This window comes from Janthinobacterium sp. GW458P (assembly GCF_002127585.1).
Taxonomy (GTDB): Bacteria; Pseudomonadota; Gammaproteobacteria; order Burkholderiales; family Burkholderiaceae_D; genus Janthinobacterium.
Genome location: NZ_NEGZ01000001.1, coordinates 176,582 through 194,108 on the forward strand (window position 1 = coordinate 176,582; position 17,527 = coordinate 194,108).

Consider the following 17,527-nt stretch of genomic DNA (forward strand, 5'->3'; position numbering starts at 1 on the left):
CTCCTTAGCGGTTGGTGCGCGACATGAACATCAGGCGCTCGAACAGGTGCACGTCCTGTTCGTTTTTCAGCAGCGCGCCGTGCAGGGGCGGCACGACGGCCTTGTTGTCCTTGCTGCGCAGCGCTTCGGCAGGGATGTCCTCGGCCAGCAGGAGCTTGAGCCAGTCGAGAAATTCCGACGTCGACGGCTTTTTCTTCAGGCCCGGCACGTCGCGCACTTCGTAGAAGGTTTGCAGCGCCTGCGCCAGCAATTCCTGTTTCAGGTGCGGGTAGTGGACGGCGACGATCTGCTCCATCGTATCCTTGTCCGGGAATTTGATGTAGTGGAAGAAGCAGCGGCGCAAAAAGGCGTCCGGCAATTCCTTTTCATTGTTCGAGGTGATGATGACGAGCGGCCGGTGGCGCGCCGTGACCATTTCGCGCGTTTCGTACACGTAGAATTCCATGCGGTCCAGTTCGCGCAGCAGGTCGTTCGGGAATTCGATGTCGGCCTTGTCGATTTCGTCGATCAGCAGCACCACCGGCTCGGGTGCCGTAAATGCCTGCCACAGCACGCCCTTGACGATGTAGTTCTGGATGTCGCGCACGCGCTCGTCGCCCAGCTGCGAATCGCGCAGGCGCGACACGGCGTCGTATTCGTACAAGCCCTGCTGCGCCTTGGTGGTCGATTTGATATGCCATTGCATCAGCGGCATGTTCAGCGCGGCGGCCACTTCCTCGGCCAGCATGGTCTTGCCCGTGCCTGGCTCGCCCTTGATCAGCAAGGGGCGCTGCAAGGTCAGCGCCGCATTCACGGCCAGTTTCAGGTCGGCGGTGGCGACGTAGCTGTCGGAACCTTCGAAGCGGAGGCTTTGCTGGGGGTGCTTTGCTTGCATGAGCGGTCTGCCAAAGAAATGAAAGGGTGAGTATAAACAGAACTGCGGCGCGGCGTCACGCCGGTGGCCTGTACCCACCCGCACACAATGCGGGTTTTATAGGTGGACTTGCAAGAATATCTTGGCTAGAATCGGCAAGCAGCAGATTAATTGTCAACACATAAAATCAATAAAAACCAGCTCTGGCGTTTCTCCGATTACCTTTGTTCACTTTGCCACTATGAAAAAAATATTTGCACTTCTCGTGCTTGCCGGCATCGCAAATGCCGTCACAGCGGCTGACATTGTAGGAAACGCCAAGGCAGCCACTGCCAAGGTGGAAATGTGTATCGGTTGCCACGGCATTCCTGGCTACAAGGCGACCTTCCCCGAAGTATTCCAGGTGCCGATGATCGGCGGCCAGTCGGCGAAATACATCGAGAATGCGCTGCAAGCCTACAAGAAGGGCGATCGCAAACACCCCAGCATGAAGGGCATCGCCAGCAGCCTGTCGGATCAGGATATCGCCGATGTCGCCGCCTATTATTCGCAACAAGCCAAGCCGAACTGAGGACCAGCCAGATGATGAAAACACTACTCGCCGCCCTGGTTTGCGCCACCGTCTCGTTTTCCGCCCTCGCTGCCGGCAACATCAACACGGGCAAGGCCCTGGCGGAAAAATACAGCTGCGCCACCTGCCACGGCAAGGATTACGGTTCGCCCATCGACCCTTCGTACCCGAAACTGGCGGGCCAGCACAAGGATTACCTGGAACATGCCCTGACGGCGTATAAACGGGGCGACAAGGCCAACGGCCGCAACAACGCCATCATGACGGGCCAGGTCAAGCCGCTGACCAATCAGGACATCAAGGACCTGGCTGCCTACTTCCACAGTCTGCCGACCACCCTGGTCATCCACCGCTGAGTTCTGGCCTTGCTCAGGCCTTGATGCCGACCCGGCGCGCCAGCTTGTGCAGGTTGCTGGCGTCGAGTCCCAGTTGGCGCGCAGCAGCGGCCCAGTTATCCTGATGCAGGGCCAGCGCTTGCCGGATGGCTTGACGCTGGCTTGTTTCCACGATTTGATGCATGCTGAGCAGTGGCGCCGCCGACGTGCCGCACGCTGCCGGCACGGTCGCCGTCGCACCCGCGCCGGCCGGCGGCTCCAGCGCATCGAGGTCAAGCATATCTTTCTCCAGCGTTACAATCTCCTTGCGGTCCGCACCGCGGATCACGGCTTTCAGCGCGGCCCGGCTGATCACATGCTCGAGTTCGCGCACGTTGCCCGGCCAGCGGTAGTGGCATAGCGCGTCTTCCGCCGCGGCCGACAGGCGCAGGCTGCGCAAGCCCAGGCGTGCGCGGTTCAATTCCAGGAAGCCACCGGCCAGCAGCAGCACGTCGTTGCCCCGTTCGCGCAGCGGCGGAATCGGCACGGGATACACGGATAAACGGTGATACAGGTCGGCGCGGAACGTGCCGTCGCGCACATGCTCGCGCAGGCTGCGGTTGGTAGCGGCGATCACGCGCACGTTGACCCGGCGCGGCCGATCCGCGCCCAGGCGCTGGATTTCGCCATTTTGCAAGGTGCGCAGCAGCTTGGCCTGGATGGACAATGGCAATTCTCCCACTTCATCGAGAAACAGCGTGCCCCCTTCGGCCGCCTCGAATCGCCCCGGCCGGTCGCTGACGGCGCCGGAAAAGGCCCCCCGTACATGGCCGAACAGCTCGCTTTCGGCCAGCGATTCCGGCAAGGCCGCGCAATTGACGTGAATCAATGGTTTTCCCGCACGGCGCGACAGCCGGTGCAGGCGGTGCGCGCACAGTTCCTTGCCCACGCCCGTTTCGCCCAGCAGCAGCACGGGCAGTTCGGAATCGGCCACCACCTGCAATTCGTGCAGCAGCTGTGTGATGGCGCCGCTCTGGCCCACGAAGTCGTGTTCCTCGCGCGGCGCCTGCGCAGCGGCCTGCATGGCGCCGCCCGACAGGCGCAGGGCGCGGATTTCCGTCTCCAGCCGGGTCACGCGCACGGCCGCCTCGATGGCGCAAGCCAGTTCTGCGAGTTCGCGCTGCGCAGTGGTATCGAAGGTGCCGACGCGCAGGGCGTCGAGGGTGATGACGCCCCAGCGCTCGCCTTCGAGGTCCAGTGCCATGCCCATGCAGTCATGCACAGGCAGCGGCTCGCCGGCCCGCTCGGCGATCAAGCCATCATAGGGATCGGGCAGGGAACTGTCGTGATGAAAGCACAACACGCCGCGCCGCTGCAGGATGGCGGCCAGGCGCGGATGGTCGGCGACGGAAAAGCGGCGTCCCAGCGCATCGCTGGCCAGGCCCGCCATCGCCACGGGGCGCAGATGCTCGCCGTCGAGTTTCAGCAAGGCCACGGCCTCGCAGCCGAAGTGCGCGCGCAGGCTGCCGACCAGGCGCTGCAGGCGCACGGCCACGGGCAAGTCGGCGACCAGGTCGGTGAGCAACAGCAGGTGGGTGGCGGAAGTGGTCATATTCACCATGAATGGTATATGCAACCATGTCCGGCCAGGGTTGTAACTACCCTGCATTTTTCAAATCATTGATTTAAAACAAGTTTTTCCTGGCACGCCGTTTGCGTAGGTAAGGGGGCCAAACCGGCATACAAGACCAAGGAAAGCCTGATGAAAACGACTCCCTCCCTCCGCGCCATTGCCGCCGCCGTCTGTGTCCTGGCCATGCCCCTGTCCGTGCAGGCCCAGGCGAGCCTGCCGGCCAGCGCCGCCGCCACTGCCGCCACTGCGGCCAAACCTGCCGCCGCCACGCTCAAGCGCTATGAGCTGCAGACCAATATCGTCGACGGCAAGATGGTCTTCATCGATGCCAAAGGGCAGGTCAATCCCGTGCTGGCGGCCAAGGTGGGCGACACGGTCGAACTCGTGCTGAAAAGCGGCGAAGGCGCCGAGCACGACCTGCTGATCCCGGAACTCAATGTGGCATCAAGCAAATTCAGCGCCAACAGCGGCAGCACCACCGTGCGCTTCAAGGTCACGCGCGCCGGCACGTTCACCTATTACTGCTCGATTCCCGGCCACCGCCAGATCGGCATGGAAGGCAAGCTGGAAGTCGCCGGCGCCTCGCTGGCCGAAGCCGGGGCACCGAAGGCCGCTGGCGCCGGCAGCGCAGCGGGCGAATCGAGCCAGGCCGCCGCGCTGGCCCTGTACACGCCCGCGCCGTCGCCGATGCGCGGCCCCGATCCGTCGGCCGTCAGCGTGGCGGCCAATCCGGCGCAAGTGCCTTCCGCCATCGGCGCGCGCGCGCCGCAAACCCTGAAATACCGCATGGAGACGGTTGAATTGCCGGGCAAGCTCGATGACGGCACCAGCTTTACCTACTGGACCTTCAACCGGCAAGTGCCCGGCCCCATGCTGCGCGCGAAAGTGGGCGACACGGTGGAACTGACCCTGTTCAACGCCAGGGACAGCAAGATGATCCACTCGATCGACCTGCACGCGGTGACGGGCGGCCATGGCGGCGGACAGCATACGCAGGTGGCGCCGGGGCAGGAAAAGACCGTCACTTTCAAGGCGCTCAATCCGGGTCTGTTCGTCTACCACTGCGCCACGCCGCTGGTGCCGCAGCATATCGCGGCCGGCATGTACGGCATGATCCTGGTCGAACCGGAAGGCGGCCTGTCGAAAGTCGACCGCGAGTATTACGTGATGCAGGGCGAGATGTATACGGGACGTCCACACGGCGCGCCCGTGCACCAGGAACCGAACCTGGAAAAAATGGCCAATGAACTACCCGACTACTACGTCTTCAACGGCGAAGTTGGGGCCCTGAGCAAGACGCACAAATTGCAGGCGAAAGTCGGCGAGACGGTGCGCATCTATTTCGGCGTGGGCGGCCCGAACAAGATTTCATCGTTCCACATCATCGGCGAGATCTTCGACAAGGTGTACAGCGAAGGCTCCATCAGCAGCCCGAAACACGACGTGCAAACCACCTTGGTGGCGCCGGGCGGCGCGACCATCGTCGAACTCAAGGTACAGCATCCTGGCAGCTATCTGCTGGTCGACCATGCGCTGTCGCGCGCCGGCAAGGGCGCCGTGGGCGTGCTGGAAGTGACGGGCGAAGCCGTGCCCGGCGTCTACCACGCGGGCGCCGTCCAATAAAACAACCCCCCATTCATCATCAAGGAACTGTTATGGAAATGATCGAACAATCCCTGGGCCAGCTGGCCCGCCGCATCCCCGGCGCCACGCGCCTGTTCGATGCGCACCGCCTCGATTTCTGCTGCGGCGGCAACAAGACCCTGCGCGCGGCGGCCGAAGCGGCCGGCGTGGACCCGGCGCCCATCGTCAAGGAACTGGAAGTGCTGGCCGGACGGATTGACGCCAGCGGCGCGCGTGACTGGCAGGACGCTTCGGCCACCGAGCTGGTGGAACACATCCTGGCGCGCTACCACGCCGTGCATCGCGAGCAGCTGCCCGAGCTGATACGCCTGGCGCGCAAGGTCGAGCAGGTGCACGGCGACCGCGCCGACTGTCCGCACGGGCTGGCGGAACACCTGTCGGCCATGGCGCAGGAGCTGGAAAGCCACATGCGCAAGGAAGAAGACGTGCTGTTCCCCATGATCGTGCGCGGCCAGGGCCCCAGGGCCGGCGCGCCCATCAACGTGATGCGCATGGAGCATGACGACCATGGCGTGGCCTTGCGCGCGATGGAGGCGATGACGAACGACATCACCGCGCCGGCCGGCGCCTGCACCACCTGGCGCGCGCTGTACACGGGCTTGCGCACCTTCCGCGAGGATCTGATGGCGCATATCCATACTGAAAACAATATCCTGTTCGAGCGCTTTGCGCCGGCTGTGGTGCACTGACAAAGGAAAGACCCATGGGTCCCTACAAGAAACTCTGGTTCACCCTGATCGGTGTGCTGATCGTGACGTTCTCGCTGCTCGGCTATTACGGCACGGAAGTCTACCGGCAGGCGCCGCCGATTCCCGCGCAAGTGCTGGCGCAGGACGGCCGGCAGCTGTTCGACCGCGAGGGCATCCTCGACGGCCAGACGGCCTGGCAATCCGTCGGCGGCATGCAGCTGGGCTCCATCTGGGGCCACGGCGCCTACCAGGCGCCTGACTGGACAGCCGACTGGCTGCACCGCGAACTGACGGCCTGGCTGGAACTGGCCGCGCAAGAGCAGCATGGCAAGGCATACGCGGCGCTCGACGGCCCCGCGCAGGCGGCGCTGCGCGAGGCGCTCAAGCTGGAATACCGCACCAACCGGGTCGATGAAGAACAAGTACTGCATCTGTCGGCGCGCCGCGTGCAGGCGATGGCCAGCACGGCGCACTATTACGACCAGCTGTTCTCGGACGCGCCTGCGCTGCACGCCAGCCGCGAGCATTTCGCCATGAAGGAAAACACCCTGCCCAGCGCCGGGCGGCGCGCGCAGATGACGCAGTTCTTCTTCTGGACGGCGTGGGCTGCCGCCACCGAGCGTCCGGGCCAGAAAGTGACCTATACGAACAACTGGCCGCACGAGCCGCTGATCGGCAACCAGCCCAGCGGCGAAAACCTCGTCTGGTCGGTCGCCAGCGTGGTGGTGCTGCTGGCCGGCGTGGGTTTCCTCGTCTGGGGCTGGGCCTTCTTGCGCGACCATGACGAAGCGCTGCCGGCGGCCGGTCCGCGCGACCCGCTCACCACTTTCGCGCTGACGCCTTCGCAGCGCGGACTGGGCAAATACCTGTTCCTGGTGGTGGCGCTGTTCATCTTCCAGGTCTTCATCGGCGGCTTTACGGCGCACTACACGGTGGAAGGACAGCAGTTCTACGGCATCGACGTGTCGCGCTGGTTCCCGTATGCGCTTACGCGCACCTGGCATATCCAGGCCGCGCTGTTCTGGATCGCCACGGGCTTCCTGGCCGCCGGCCTGTTCCTCGCGCCCCTGATTAACGGCGGCAAGGACCCGAAGTGGCAGCGCCTCGGCGTCGACGTGCTGTTCTGGGCCCTGGTCGCGGTCGTCGTCGGCTCGTTTATCGGCAATTACCTGGCCATCGCGCAAGTGATGCCGCCCGAGTGGAATTTCTGGCTCGGTCATCAGGGCTATGAATATGTCGACCTGGGACGGCTGTGGCAGATCGGCAAATTCGTCGGCATCCTGCTGTGGCTCGTGCTGATGCTGCGCGGCGTCGTGCCGGCCCTGCGCCAGCCGGGCGGCGACAGGAACCTGCTGGCGCTGCTGACTGCGTCCGTGGGCGCCATCGGGCTGTTCTATGGCGCCGGCCTGTTCTACGGCGAACGCACGCATTTATCGGTGATGGAATACTGGCGCTGGTGGGTGGTGCATCTGTGGGTGGAAGGTTTCTTTGAAGTGTTCGCCACCACGGCGCTGGCCTTCATTTTCTCGACCCTGGGCCTGGTGTCGGTGCGCATGGCCACGACGGCCAGCCTGGCGTCGGCTTCGCTGTTCATGCTCGGTGGCATACCCGGCACCTTCCACCACCTGTACTTTGCCGGCACCACCACGCCCGTGATGGCCATCGGCGCGAGCTTCAGCGCGCTGGAAGTGGTGCCGCTGATCGTGCTGGGCCATGAAGCGTGGGAGAACTGGCGCCTGAAGGAACGCGCGCCGTGGATGGAAAACCTGCGCTGGCCCCTGATGTGCTTTGTCGCCGTCGCCTTTTGGAACATGCTGGGCGCGGGCGTGCTGGGCTTCATGATCAATCCGCCCGTGGCCTTGTACTACATCCAGGGCCTGAACACGACTCCCGTGCATGCGCATGCGGCGCTGTTCGGCGTGTACGGCTTCCTGGCGCTGGGCTTTACCTTGCTGGTGCTGCGCTATTTGCGGCCCGATTACCGCTTCAGCCCTGCGTTGATGAAGACGGCGTTCTGGGGCTTGAACGGGGGCCTGGCGCTGATGATCTTTACCAGTCTGTTGCCGATTGGCATCATCCAGTTCCACGCCAGCGTGACGGAAGGCCTGTGGCATGCGCGCAGCGAGGCATTCATGCAGCAGCCGCTGTTGCAGAACCTGCGCTGGATACGTACCTTCGGCGACGTGGTGTTCATCGTCGGCGCGGTGGCCATGGCGCTGCAGGTGGTGCTGGGGTTGCTAAGGCCGCAGGTGAGCGAGGGCACGCGGCCGGCGGCTGCCGGCATACCATTGTGAGCTCAGTTCGAATAGCCCTGCATCAAGGTCTTTGCATCGTGGCGCAGTCCCCACCACGGTAAAAAGACTGAAGCTTCGCCGCGTGCGCGGAACCAGGGTTTTTCCGGATCGATGGGGCGCGCCACTGCAGGTGGCGCCACCAGCACGGCAACGGGCGCCTCCAGGTCGCCCGTGCCCGCCACCAGCACCGGCCGGCCCTGATGATTCGCATAGGCGACGGCCAGCGCCACATTCGTCAGCGCCGTACCGGCCCCCATCTCGCCCAGCAGGGCCGAGGTGTTGAAGGTTTGCTTGGTAAAGTCCAGATCGGGTAAATTCAGGGTCAGGCTTTGCGCCAGCGAGCCGATGCGCTCGGAAGATGCCGGATATCTATTGCCCGCATCGTGGATCACATAGGCTATCTTGTCAGTATCGAGATTGGCCTGCTCCGCCGCCTGTTCGATGGCCGCCGCCCATGCCTGTACCGCGCGCGGCGGTTGACCTTTCGCCGCCTGGTAGTCGGCGACGGCGGCCGTTGCCGGGAAGCCCAGCCAGGCCAGCGGCGCGCGCTGCGTCTTGAAGTCGGGACCGGCCAGTATCAAGAGAGCGATGTTTTCATCGATCTGCTCATCCTTGGGCGGAAAGCTGGGCGCGTCCCAGTTCATCACCCATACGGTTTTATCGGGATGCGCCTGCAAATATGCAAGGCCCGCCGCCAGCGAGGTAAAACCTGCGTTCGCGCCGCCCATCGTCACGCGCACATCGGGCGGCGTTGCCGTGGTCCAGGAATTGGGGAAGTGGGGATTGCCGATGCTGAAGGTATCGTTGATATTGTCGCGCACAAAGTTGCCCGCTTCCACTGGATCGAGCCTTCCGGCGGGCAGTGCATACTCGATATGGATGCCGGCCAGTTCGCGCCGGGTCGATTTGTCTTTCAGCGAGTGCGCGTTGTAGAAGTAACTGCCATTGGCGAAATAGGATTGACGGAACAATAGTGTCAGCTCATCCACGTATTTATGGTGATAGCCTTTGAAGGTCTCCTCGCCATCGTTTCCCGATGCAATCATGCCGATGGATTGCACCTTGCTGAAGCGCGCTGGATTTTCCCTGACTTTGTCATCGTTCTGGTTCGGCTTGGCCAGCCCCAAGGTCCACAACAATTGCCACTCCGTCGAATAGTCGCGCCGTTGCAAGGGATTGAGCCATTGCACGCCCACCACCTGGGCCATATAAGGCCTGGCTGGCTGCGCAGGCGTCGCTGTCGCGACATCGCCTTTCGTGGCTGGCTTGATCGCGCAAGCACTGAGCAAGGAAAATATCATCAGGGCAAATAAGAACGGCATCACGAGATAGCGTTTCATCATGTCTCCATCGGTGAGGGGAGCGGCGTCGGACTGGCTGGCGAACCAGACTGCCATGCTGGCAAGCAGGAAAAATGCACAGCAGCTCCAAGCCAGGCGGCGTAGGGGAGTGGCGATCAGTGCACGCATCAGTGATCCTTCCAGCGCGAGTTCCTGCGTTTGTTAACGATGGAATCTGGTAACGCGCCAGTGCTGCCAGGACTATGAACCCAATCGAATACACTCATTGTCTTGAATTTTCCAGTTCTAAAGTATTCATAAAATATCTTGTGCGAATGACTGTCATCCAAGTTCTTCAACAATCGCCAATCGGCTATCACTCGCAATTTGCGCAACGCCTTTTCTTGAATATGGCTTACCCCCACCGCCACGTCATACGCCAATGCCTTTTCCGCATGCATGCCATTGGTCATGATGGTTGAATGATCGGTGGCGTGCGTGTCGAGGTTGGCGGCCAGATTGGCGGTGATGAGGTCGCCGCGCCATCGCTTGTGCTCTTCGCTGGCGGTGGCCGGCATGTCTTCCTCGCTGACCTTCTCTCCCATCGGCGTGCGACCCGTGCGTTTGGCCATCAAGCGCACGCGGGCGTGGTCTTCGTACAGCATGGTGGCGTGGCTGTCGCGGTCGCCCTTGGGCGCGCCTATCTGCTCGTCGCTCAAGGCCTGGTATGGATCGCCGGCGGCATGGCTGCGCCGTGGATCGCGCAGGCTGCCGCGCGGATTGTATAGCTGGTCGAAGTCCTCGCTGGCCACGCCGTACTGCACTGCCTGCGGTAAGAACGGTTCGGGCAGCGCCGGCGCATTGACGGGGATGCTCCAGTCGCGCGGCGGCAGCGCGTTGATGCGCACGGCCGCTCCTTTCGCCAGGGGAATCAAGGCCAGGGCGGCGACTTGCGTCATGGCGCGGCCGCTTCCTGTGCTGTTGGCCAATCGCCCTTTCTGGCTGGAATAGTCGGCGATCTTCGAATGCGGCACCCAGAAGTCCAGGCTGCCCCGTTCCGGATGATTGTGTTGCTTGCTCCAGTAATCATAAATTCCGGGCTTGCCGACGGGGTAGCCTTGGGAAAACACCCGCTGCGTGAATACATTCTTTCCTTGCGCCGCCTGGATTTCGGCTGCGCACAGGCCGCGCCAGCCCATGCCCTGGATGGCGGTCGAGGAGATGATCTGGTCATGCGGATTGCAATGCAAGGTGACCTTGCCGCGTGTGGTGGTGACGGGGCCGCAGCGGTATTTGTTGCTGTCGCTATCCAGCGTAAAACCGTGCGCGTGGTTGGCGGCCAGTTGCGCCAGCGCGGTTGAATGCGGCGGCACATCGGCCTGCTGGCCGACGATCTTGAAGAAGTTTTTCAAGGTATCGATGCGCGCCTGGCAGGTCTGCCGGCCCACGTTGCCGTCCGGATCCGCCTCCTGGCCTTGCACCCAGTCTTCCGTGCTGTTGTCTTCGAGTACGCTGTATGGCGGATTGCACAGCACATAGGTGTCGGCCACGCAGCGGCCCTTGATCCCTGCTGCATCTTGCACATCTGCCATCTTGTCGCCCAGGAAGGCGGCCGCCATGCCGATCATATTGCCCTGGCTATGGCACACGAGGGTAATCGGCACGTCGGCCTGTTCCTTGCGTATCGATTCGACCAGCTTCGCCAGTCGCAGCGCGGCCAGCACAAAATACGGGCGGGGCGGCGCCGAAAACACCATGGCGTCGTTGAGGGGGTTGAGGTGTTCGATATGTATCCACAGAAACAAGGTATCGAGCAAGCCATTGCCCCACAGGTCAGGCAAGGAAGAACAGCCGTTCGCGAATGGCCCGCCGCCCCAGTACTCATATTCGTTGAGATAAATGGAAGCGCCGTATTCCTGTAATTCGAGGTCACTGGCCTTGTAACCCCAGCGGAACTGGATCACGGGCGAGTGGTGCCCGGCGTCGGCAATGAAGGTGTTGGGCGTGCGGTCGGGGTCGATAAAGCCGTCATCCGTCAATTCGCGCCGGTAGGTAATGGGCCATAACTGTCCACCTTCCACGCTGGGGTAGGCCAGGTGCTCATCGCAGCGTTTCAGGCGGGTATTCAAGCCCTTGCACAGGCCTTCCTCGCTCTGGCGGTACCACTCGCCATCGGAATTGACGCCATGCACAAAGATAACGATGCCCGGTGACGGCACCTGCTGCAGGCATTCCAGCAGGCTGTGGCTGAAATTGGTGCTGCCGCAGATCTTGCCTGCCATGATAAGGCGGGGATCGATAGCGGGCTTAACCGGTCCGTTGCTGGGATCGCTCATGGCACACCCTGTTCATGGCTGGAGTTGCCACTGTAGAGTGTTGCTTATCTGCACGTCTTATGCCAGATCAAGCAAACTTGTGCAGAATACTACCTTGGGCTTAGCGGCGGCGCACGCAGTCGATATACGCGTCCGTATCGGGCGGCAAGCCCGAGCGCTGCGAAGCCCAGATCATCTGGCCCAGGCATTCCATCACTTCGTGCTGGGCCGCATGGGCCGAATCGAGGCGCTGGGTCAGCTGCTGGACAGCCGGGCGGATGCCGCGCGGCTGGTCCACCTGCACCTGCTCCGTGATCGACAGATGCATGGACAGGTGCAGGAACGGGTTGGCCAGGCCGCCTTCGACGGAGTAGTCGCGCGCCAGCGCCGCTTCCACGTCGGAGAGCTCGTTTTCATATTCGGGGTGTTCCAGTATCCAGTCGAGCGCGATGGCTTCCATCGGCGTGAGGATTTCATGGGCGCGGTGCTTGCGCAATGTTTCACAAAAGAAACGGCGCACATCGTCGGAAGAGGGGTTGAACATGGCTGAAGGGCTAGGACTAAAGGGCAGCCGGCATTGTACCGCGTACATAAACAAAGGGCATCGACGATGCCCTTTTTGCCGTCTGGCACGCGCTTGCATGACCCGATAGTCACCGCAATTTAATACCCTGCAGTAAGTATTATCCACTACCGCCGCAGCCCGGCGGCGCCAAATAACGGTGATAAAATCGCCGCTCTTGATATTTGCACTGGACATGACGGCGATTTCATTGCCGGTTTTTCAGCCGACAACGATGTCCGCGCTGTCCATAGCCCGCACCTTTGCCACCAGATCTTGCTCCTGGCTTATCCCGGAGCGCGGCAGCATGCCTATCACCATCGACATTGAGCTGTCCGGCCGTCTCGGCGCGCCGGAGCGCTGGCTGTTTTTCGTCAGATTCGCCGATAGCCGCGATGGTGCCGCCACGGTGGCGCGCAAGAATCATCCTTCAGTATTCATAAACGGAGTTACGTATGCGTAAATCGCTATTACTTTTGATGTCGTGCCTGATCCTGGCGGCATGTAACAAGACCCCTCCGGCCTCGTCCGAGAAACCGGTCGACGTGCTGCTGATCGGCGCCGGCACCATGAGCGCCACCCTGGGCAGCATGCTCAAGGAACTCGACCCCTCGCTGACGATGGAAATGGTCGAGCGCCTCGATTCCGTGGCCGCCGAAAGCTCGGACGCGATGAACAATGCCGGCACGGGCCACTCGGCGTTTGCCGAACTGAACTACACGCCGGAAGCGGCCGACGGCAGCATCGAGACCAAGAAAGCCGTTGCCATCAACGAGCAATTCGAAATTTCCAAGCAATTCTGGGCTTATCAGGTAGCTAACAAGCACCTGGGCGCGCCGCACACCTTCATCAACAACGTGCCGCACATGGCCTTTGTCTGGGGCGATGCAAATATTGCTTTCTTGCACAAACGTTATGAAGCGTTGCAAAAGGAAAACTTGTTCAAGGGCATGCTGTACTCGGAAGACCCGGCGCAGATCGCGCAATGGGCGCCGCTGGTCATGCAAGGCCGCGACAAGGGCCAGAAAGTGGCGGCCACGCGCATGGACATCGGTACCGACGTCAATTTCGGCAACCTCACGCGCGGCCTGGTGAAGTACCTGACGGACAGCCACGGCATGGTGCTGCACCTGCGCCACCAGGTGGAAGACATCCGGCGCGGCGCCGATGGCGTGTGGAACGTGACGGTGAAAGACCTGGCCGCCGGCAAGGAAAAGACCATGCGCGCCAAGTTTGTCTTCATCGGCGCCGGCGGCGGCTCGCTGCCGCTGCTGGAAAAATCGGGCATTCCTGAAGCCAAGGGCTACGGCGGCGTGCCGGTAGGCGGCCAATGGCTGGTCACGACCAATCCGGAACTGGTGGCGGCGCATGCGGCCAAGGTGTATGGCAAGGCCTCCGTCGGTTCGCCGCCGATGTCCGTGCCGCATCTCGATACGCGCATCATCGACGGCAAGAAAGCCCTGCTGTTTGGCCCGTTCGCCACCTTCTCGACGAAATTCCTGAAAAACGGTTCCTGGATCGACCTGCCTGCCTCGATCGGCACGGGCAACGTCAAACCGATGCTGCAAGCCGGCTACGACAATATTCCGCTGACGAAATATCTGGTCGAGCAGGTCATGAACACGCCGGAAGACCGTTTGAAGACCCTGCGCGAATACTTGCCGAACGCCAAGATGGAAGACTGGACCCTGCAAAACGCGGGCCAGCGCGTGCAGATCGTCAAGGATGACCCTGTCAAAGGCGGTTTGCTGCAGTTCGGCACGGAAGTCGTCGGCGCCGCCGATGGCAGCATCGTTGCCCTGCTGGGCGCTTCGCCAGGCGCCTCGACCGCGCCGCCGATCATGATCAAGGTGCTGCAAACGGCATTCAAGAGCCGCCTGGCAACCCCGGAATGGCAGGCAAAGATGGTGGAAATGGTGCCGTCGTATGGTCAAAAGCTGAACAATGACCCAGCCCTGGCCAACAAGATCCGCCACTACAGCAGCAATATCCTGGGCTTGAAAGCGATCACGCTCGATGTTCCCGCCGCTGCGCCAGCGCCGACAGCAAATTAAGTCAGCCTGAGCGGCAGGGGAGTTTCCTGTCGGCATGAAAAAAGGGGCAGCCTGTTCAGGCTGCCCCTTTTGCGTGGGAGAGTGCGTTCATTGCTTCGGACTACTCCTTGCCCGGCAGAATCAGCTCCGGCGTACACCCTTCGGCGGCAATGCCGTCGCAAGGCTTGGCCAGCGCTGCAGCGTCCTGCGCGCGGGGCGCATGGGGCTGGCGCAGGTAGCGCGACGTGTGGCGGTGCGCTTGCTGTGCGTTGCCATGCACGGGCCAGGTCAGGAAGCGGGACAGCTCCTGCAAGGCGCGCTGGTACACATCGCGTTTAAATTCAATCACGACATCGAGCGGGACCCAGTACTCATGCCAGCGCCAGGCGTCGAACTCGGGATGGTCGGTCAGGCGCAGATTGACGTCGTTATCGCGCGCGCACATTCTCAGCAGAAACCAAATCTGCTTCTGGCCACGGTAATGGCCGCGAATCTCGCGCTTGATGAAGTGGTCTGGCACCTCATAGCGCAGCCAGTCGCGGGTGCGGCCGACAATTTTGACGTGTTCCTGTCTGAGTCCGATTTCCTCTTCAAGTTCGCGAAACATGGCTTGTTCCGGTGTTTCGCCATATTTGATACCGCCCTGCGGAAACTGCCAAGAGTGCTCGCGCACCCGCTTGCCCCACCACACCTCGTTCTGGGCGTTTAGCAGGATGATGCCGACGTTGGGCCGAAACCCTTCACGGTCGAGCATAATGCACCTCAAACTTTCTGCGACATCGCGTCTTTTTTTACATTTTTGCCCACAACTCCGCAAGCCGGCAGCCTTTTCGGGGTGCGAAAAGCGCCGGAATCGCACCAATTGAGCGCATTTGTGTAAAGTATGGACGCATCAGCCAGCTAATCCTTTAAAATTAGGTTGATTATAACCCTCTCTTTTTAAAAAGAATTCACCGTTATGCGCGCCTCCCGTTTTTTTATTTCCACACTTAAAGATGCACCTTCTGACGCGGAAATCGTCAGCCACCAATTGATGATGCGTGCAGGCATGATCAAACGCCTCGGTTCCGGCATCTATACCTACATGCCGATGGGCTTGCGCGTGATCCGCAAGGTGGAAGCCATCATCCGTGACGAGATGAACAAAGCCGCCGCCATCGAACTGCTGATGCCGCTCGTGCAGCCAGCCGAACTGTGGCAGGAGACGGGCCGCTGGACCAAGATGGGCGACGAACTGATGCGCGTGAAGGACCGCCACGGCCGCGAATACGCGATCCAGCCGACGTCGGAAGAGGTCATCACGGATGTCGTGCGCACGGAAATCAAGTCCTACCGCCAGCTGCCGCTGAACTTTTATCATATCCAGACCAAGTTCCGCGACGAGCGCCGTCCCCGCTTCGGCCTGATGCGCGGCCGCGAATTCACCATGAAAGACGCCTATTCGTTCGACCGCGACCTGGCCGGCATGCAGGCGTCGTATAAAGTCATGTTTGACGCCTACACGCGCATCTTTACGCGTTTCGGCCTGAAATTCCGCGCCGTGGCGGCCGATAACGGCGCCATCGGCGGTTCCGGTTCGCACGAATTCCACGTCATCGCCCATACGGGCGAAGACGCGCTCGTGTACTGCCCGACGTCCGACTACGCGGCCAACATGGAAGCGGCCGAAGCGCTGCCGCCAGCGGGCGCGCGTCCAGCCGCCACCCAGGCCCTGACGAAAACGGCCACGCCGGACACCGTCAAGTGCGAAACCGTGGCAGCCTTGCTGGGTATTGATCTGTCGCGCACCGTGAAAACCATCGCCCTGACGGTGGAAACGACGGGCAAGGACGAGAAAGTCACGAAGCAGCATTTCATGCTGCTGCTGCGCGGCGACCATGAATTGAACGAGATCAAGGTGGGCAAGGTTGCCGGCCTGGCCGGTCACCGTTTCTCGACGGAAGCGGAAATCCTGGAAGTCTACGGCACCATCCCCGGCTACCTGGGCCCGATCGGCACGCAAGCACCGGTCACCGTGGTGGCGGACCGCACTGTTGCCCTCATGAATGATTTCGTCTGCGGCGCGAATGCGGCCGGTTTCCACTACACGGGCGCCAACTGGGGCCGTGACATGGCAGAGCCTGCCATCGTGGCCGACTTGCGCAATGTCGTTGCCGGCGACGCGTCGCCGGACGGCCAGGGCCTGCTCGCCATCGAGCGCGGCATCGAAGTGGGCCACGTGTTCCAGCTGGGGACGGCGTATTCGGAAAGCATGAAAGCCACCTTCCTCGACGAAAACGGCAAACCGGCGCCACTGCAGATGGGTTGCTACGGCATCGGCGTGACGCGCATCCTGGGCGCCGCCATCGAACAGAACTTCGACGACAAGGGCATCATCTGGCCAGCGTCGATCGCGCCTTTCGAAGTCGTGCTGTGCCCGATGGGCATGGACCGCAGCGAACTGGTCAAGGAAGAGACGGAGAAGCTGTACGCGGCCCTGCAAGGCGCTGGCGTGGACGTCATCGTCGACGACCGCGGCCTGCGCCCTGGCGCCATGTTTGCTGACTGGGAACTGATTGGCGTGCCGCACCGCATCGTCATCGGCGAGCGCGGCCTGAAAGAAGGCAAGCTGGAATACCAGGGCCGCCGCGATGTGGAAGCGACCGGCGTGGCGCCGGACGAGATCGTCGCCTTCATCCAGGGCAAAATGGCGCAGTGAAGCGCCCATCGCTAAGTAAAACGGCCGGCGCGCTCGCGCTGGCCGCCTGCCTGGCCTGCGCTCCCCTGGCACAGGCCGGCAACCAGAAGGAGGAGGCGCTGGCCGACTCCGTCCGCCTGGCCCTGTCGCACGCGATCCGCGACGAACGCCCGCCGCAACCCAAATTTGCCACGCGCGCCGACTTGCAGCGCTACCAGCAATGGCTGGCGCAGATGTCGCAACGCCTGCAGCGCAAGCTGCCGGACGCCCAGCTGCGCACGGAATTCCTGGAAACCGTCTGGTACGAGTCGCGCCGCGCGGGCCTGGAGCCGGCCCTGGTGCTGGGCCTGATCCAGGTCGAGTCGGCCTATCGCAAATACGCCGTTTCGCTGGCCGGCGCGCGCGGCTACATGCAGGTGATGCCATTCTGGACGGGCGTCATCGGCGACCATGACCGCAGCAAGCTGTTCCACATGCAGACGAATCTGCGCTACGGCTGCGCCATCCTGCGCATGTACCTGGACATGGAAAAGGGCGACTTATACCTGGCGCTGGGGCGCTACAACGGCAGCCGGGGGCGGGCCGAGTACCCGAATGCCGTGCGGGCGGCGTGGCGGCAGTGGGAATTCAAGCCAGCCAGTTGACCGGCAGGCAAAAAAATG

Annotated in this window: 15 protein-coding genes; 9 read left to right on the forward strand and 6 right to left on the reverse strand. The window is 62.2% G+C overall.

Features of this window, described 5'->3' with window-relative positions; translation table 11 throughout:
* Window positions 1–4: 4 nt before the first annotated feature.
* Window positions 5–874 carry a MoxR family ATPase gene (locus CBW50_RS00750; protein ID WP_076566303.1) on the reverse strand — a complete coding sequence of 290 codons (870 nt, stop codon included), beginning with the start codon at window positions 872–874 and terminating at the stop codon, window positions 5–7.
* Window positions 875–1,094: 220 nt separating this feature from the next.
* Between CBW50_RS00750 and CBW50_RS00755 the strand changes: the two genes are divergently transcribed.
* A complete protein-coding gene (locus CBW50_RS00755) occupies window positions 1,095–1,424 on the forward strand; it encodes a cytochrome c (protein WP_076566305.1) in 330 nt (109 codons plus the stop codon).
* Between the two features lie 14 nt (window positions 1,425–1,438).
* A complete protein-coding gene (locus tag CBW50_RS00760) occupies window positions 1,439–1,780 on the forward strand; it encodes a cytochrome c (RefSeq protein WP_086143976.1) in 342 nt (113 codons plus the stop codon).
* Window positions 1,781–1,793: 13 nt separating this feature from the next.
* Here the strand turns inward: CBW50_RS00760 and norR are convergent, their stop codons facing one another.
* Window positions 1,794–3,350 (reverse strand): nitric oxide reductase transcriptional regulator NorR, encoded by a 1,557-nt coding sequence (norR, locus tag CBW50_RS00765; RefSeq protein ID WP_086143977.1) that lies wholly within the window; start codon window positions 3,348–3,350, stop codon window positions 1,794–1,796.
* Window positions 3,351–3,500: 150 nt separating this feature from the next.
* Here norR and nirK point away from each other — a divergent pair, with 150 nt between their 5' ends.
* Genes nirK through CBW50_RS00780 form a run of 3 tightly spaced genes read left to right on the forward strand, consistent with a single transcriptional unit; the run spans window position 3,501 to window position 7,998 of the window.
* Window positions 3,501–4,994 carry a copper-containing nitrite reductase gene (nirK, locus tag CBW50_RS00770; RefSeq protein WP_086143731.1) on the forward strand — a complete coding sequence of 498 codons (1,494 nt, stop codon included), beginning with the start codon at window positions 3,501–3,503 and terminating at the stop codon, window positions 4,992–4,994.
* Window positions 4,995–5,026: 32 nt separating this feature from the next.
* Window positions 5,027–5,704, forward strand: a complete 678-nt coding sequence (ytfE, locus tag CBW50_RS00775) for an iron-sulfur cluster repair protein YtfE (RefSeq protein WP_086143732.1) — start codon at window positions 5,027–5,029, stop codon at window positions 5,702–5,704.
* Between the two features lie 14 nt (window positions 5,705–5,718).
* Window positions 5,719–7,998: a nitric-oxide reductase large subunit gene (locus CBW50_RS00780; protein ID WP_086143733.1), complete on the forward strand. Its 2,280-nt coding sequence runs from the start codon at window positions 5,719–5,721 to the stop codon at window positions 7,996–7,998.
* Between the two features lie 2 nt (window positions 7,999–8,000).
* On the opposite strand, the gene CBW50_RS00785 is transcribed toward CBW50_RS00780, so the two are convergent.
* The 3 genes from CBW50_RS00785 to CBW50_RS00795 all read right to left on the reverse strand — a co-directional run bounded on the left by CBW50_RS00785 (window position 8,001) and on the right by CBW50_RS00795 (window position 12,137).
* The gene (locus CBW50_RS00785) at window positions 8,001–9,467 is read right to left on the reverse strand and encodes a virulence factor (RefSeq protein WP_086143734.1); all 1,467 of its coding nucleotides are present in this window, start codon (window positions 9,465–9,467) and stop codon (window positions 8,001–8,003) included.
* Window positions 9,467–11,614, reverse strand: coding sequence for a hypothetical protein (locus tag CBW50_RS00790; protein ID WP_086143735.1), 2,148 nt, complete (start codon window positions 11,612–11,614; stop codon window positions 9,467–9,469). The genes CBW50_RS00785 and CBW50_RS00790 overlap by 1 nt, the downstream gene beginning before the upstream one ends.
* Window positions 11,615–11,714: 100 nt before the next feature.
* A complete protein-coding gene (locus tag CBW50_RS00795) occupies window positions 11,715–12,137 on the reverse strand; it encodes a DUF1841 family protein (protein WP_086143736.1) in 423 nt (140 codons plus the stop codon).
* 214 nt (window positions 12,138–12,351) lie between these two features.
* On the opposite strand from CBW50_RS00795, the gene CBW50_RS00800 reads away from it, so the two are divergent.
* Together CBW50_RS00800 and mqo are read left to right on the forward strand one after the other, a co-directional pair.
* Complete coding sequence (locus CBW50_RS00800; protein WP_086143737.1) at window positions 12,352–12,618, forward strand: hypothetical protein; 267 nt, start codon at window positions 12,352–12,354, stop codon at window positions 12,616–12,618.
* On the forward strand, window positions 12,611–14,209 hold the full coding sequence (gene mqo, locus CBW50_RS00805; protein WP_226935428.1) for a malate dehydrogenase (quinone): 1,599 nt from the start codon (window positions 12,611–12,613) through the stop codon (window positions 14,207–14,209). Before CBW50_RS00800 ends, mqo begins: the two co-directional genes overlap by 8 nt.
* 100 nt (window positions 14,210–14,309) lie before the next feature.
* Here the strand turns inward: mqo and CBW50_RS00810 are convergent, their stop codons facing one another.
* On the reverse strand, window positions 14,310–14,942 hold the full coding sequence (locus tag CBW50_RS00810; protein WP_086143739.1) for an RNA pyrophosphohydrolase: 633 nt from the start codon (window positions 14,940–14,942) through the stop codon (window positions 14,310–14,312).
* A 204-nt stretch (window positions 14,943–15,146) separates the two neighbouring features.
* On the opposite strand from CBW50_RS00810, the gene CBW50_RS00815 reads away from it, so the two are divergent.
* Both CBW50_RS00815 and CBW50_RS00820 read left to right on the forward strand, forming a co-directional pair.
* The gene (locus CBW50_RS00815) at window positions 15,147–16,886 is read left to right on the forward strand and encodes a proline--tRNA ligase (RefSeq protein WP_086143740.1); all 1,740 of its coding nucleotides are present in this window, start codon (window positions 15,147–15,149) and stop codon (window positions 16,884–16,886) included.
* Window positions 16,883–17,509, forward strand: a complete 627-nt coding sequence (locus CBW50_RS00820; RefSeq protein WP_086143741.1) for a lytic transglycosylase domain-containing protein — start codon at window positions 16,883–16,885, stop codon at window positions 17,507–17,509. The genes CBW50_RS00815 and CBW50_RS00820 overlap by 4 nt, the downstream gene beginning before the upstream one ends.
* The last annotated feature ends 18 nt before the right edge of the window (window positions 17,510–17,527 follow it).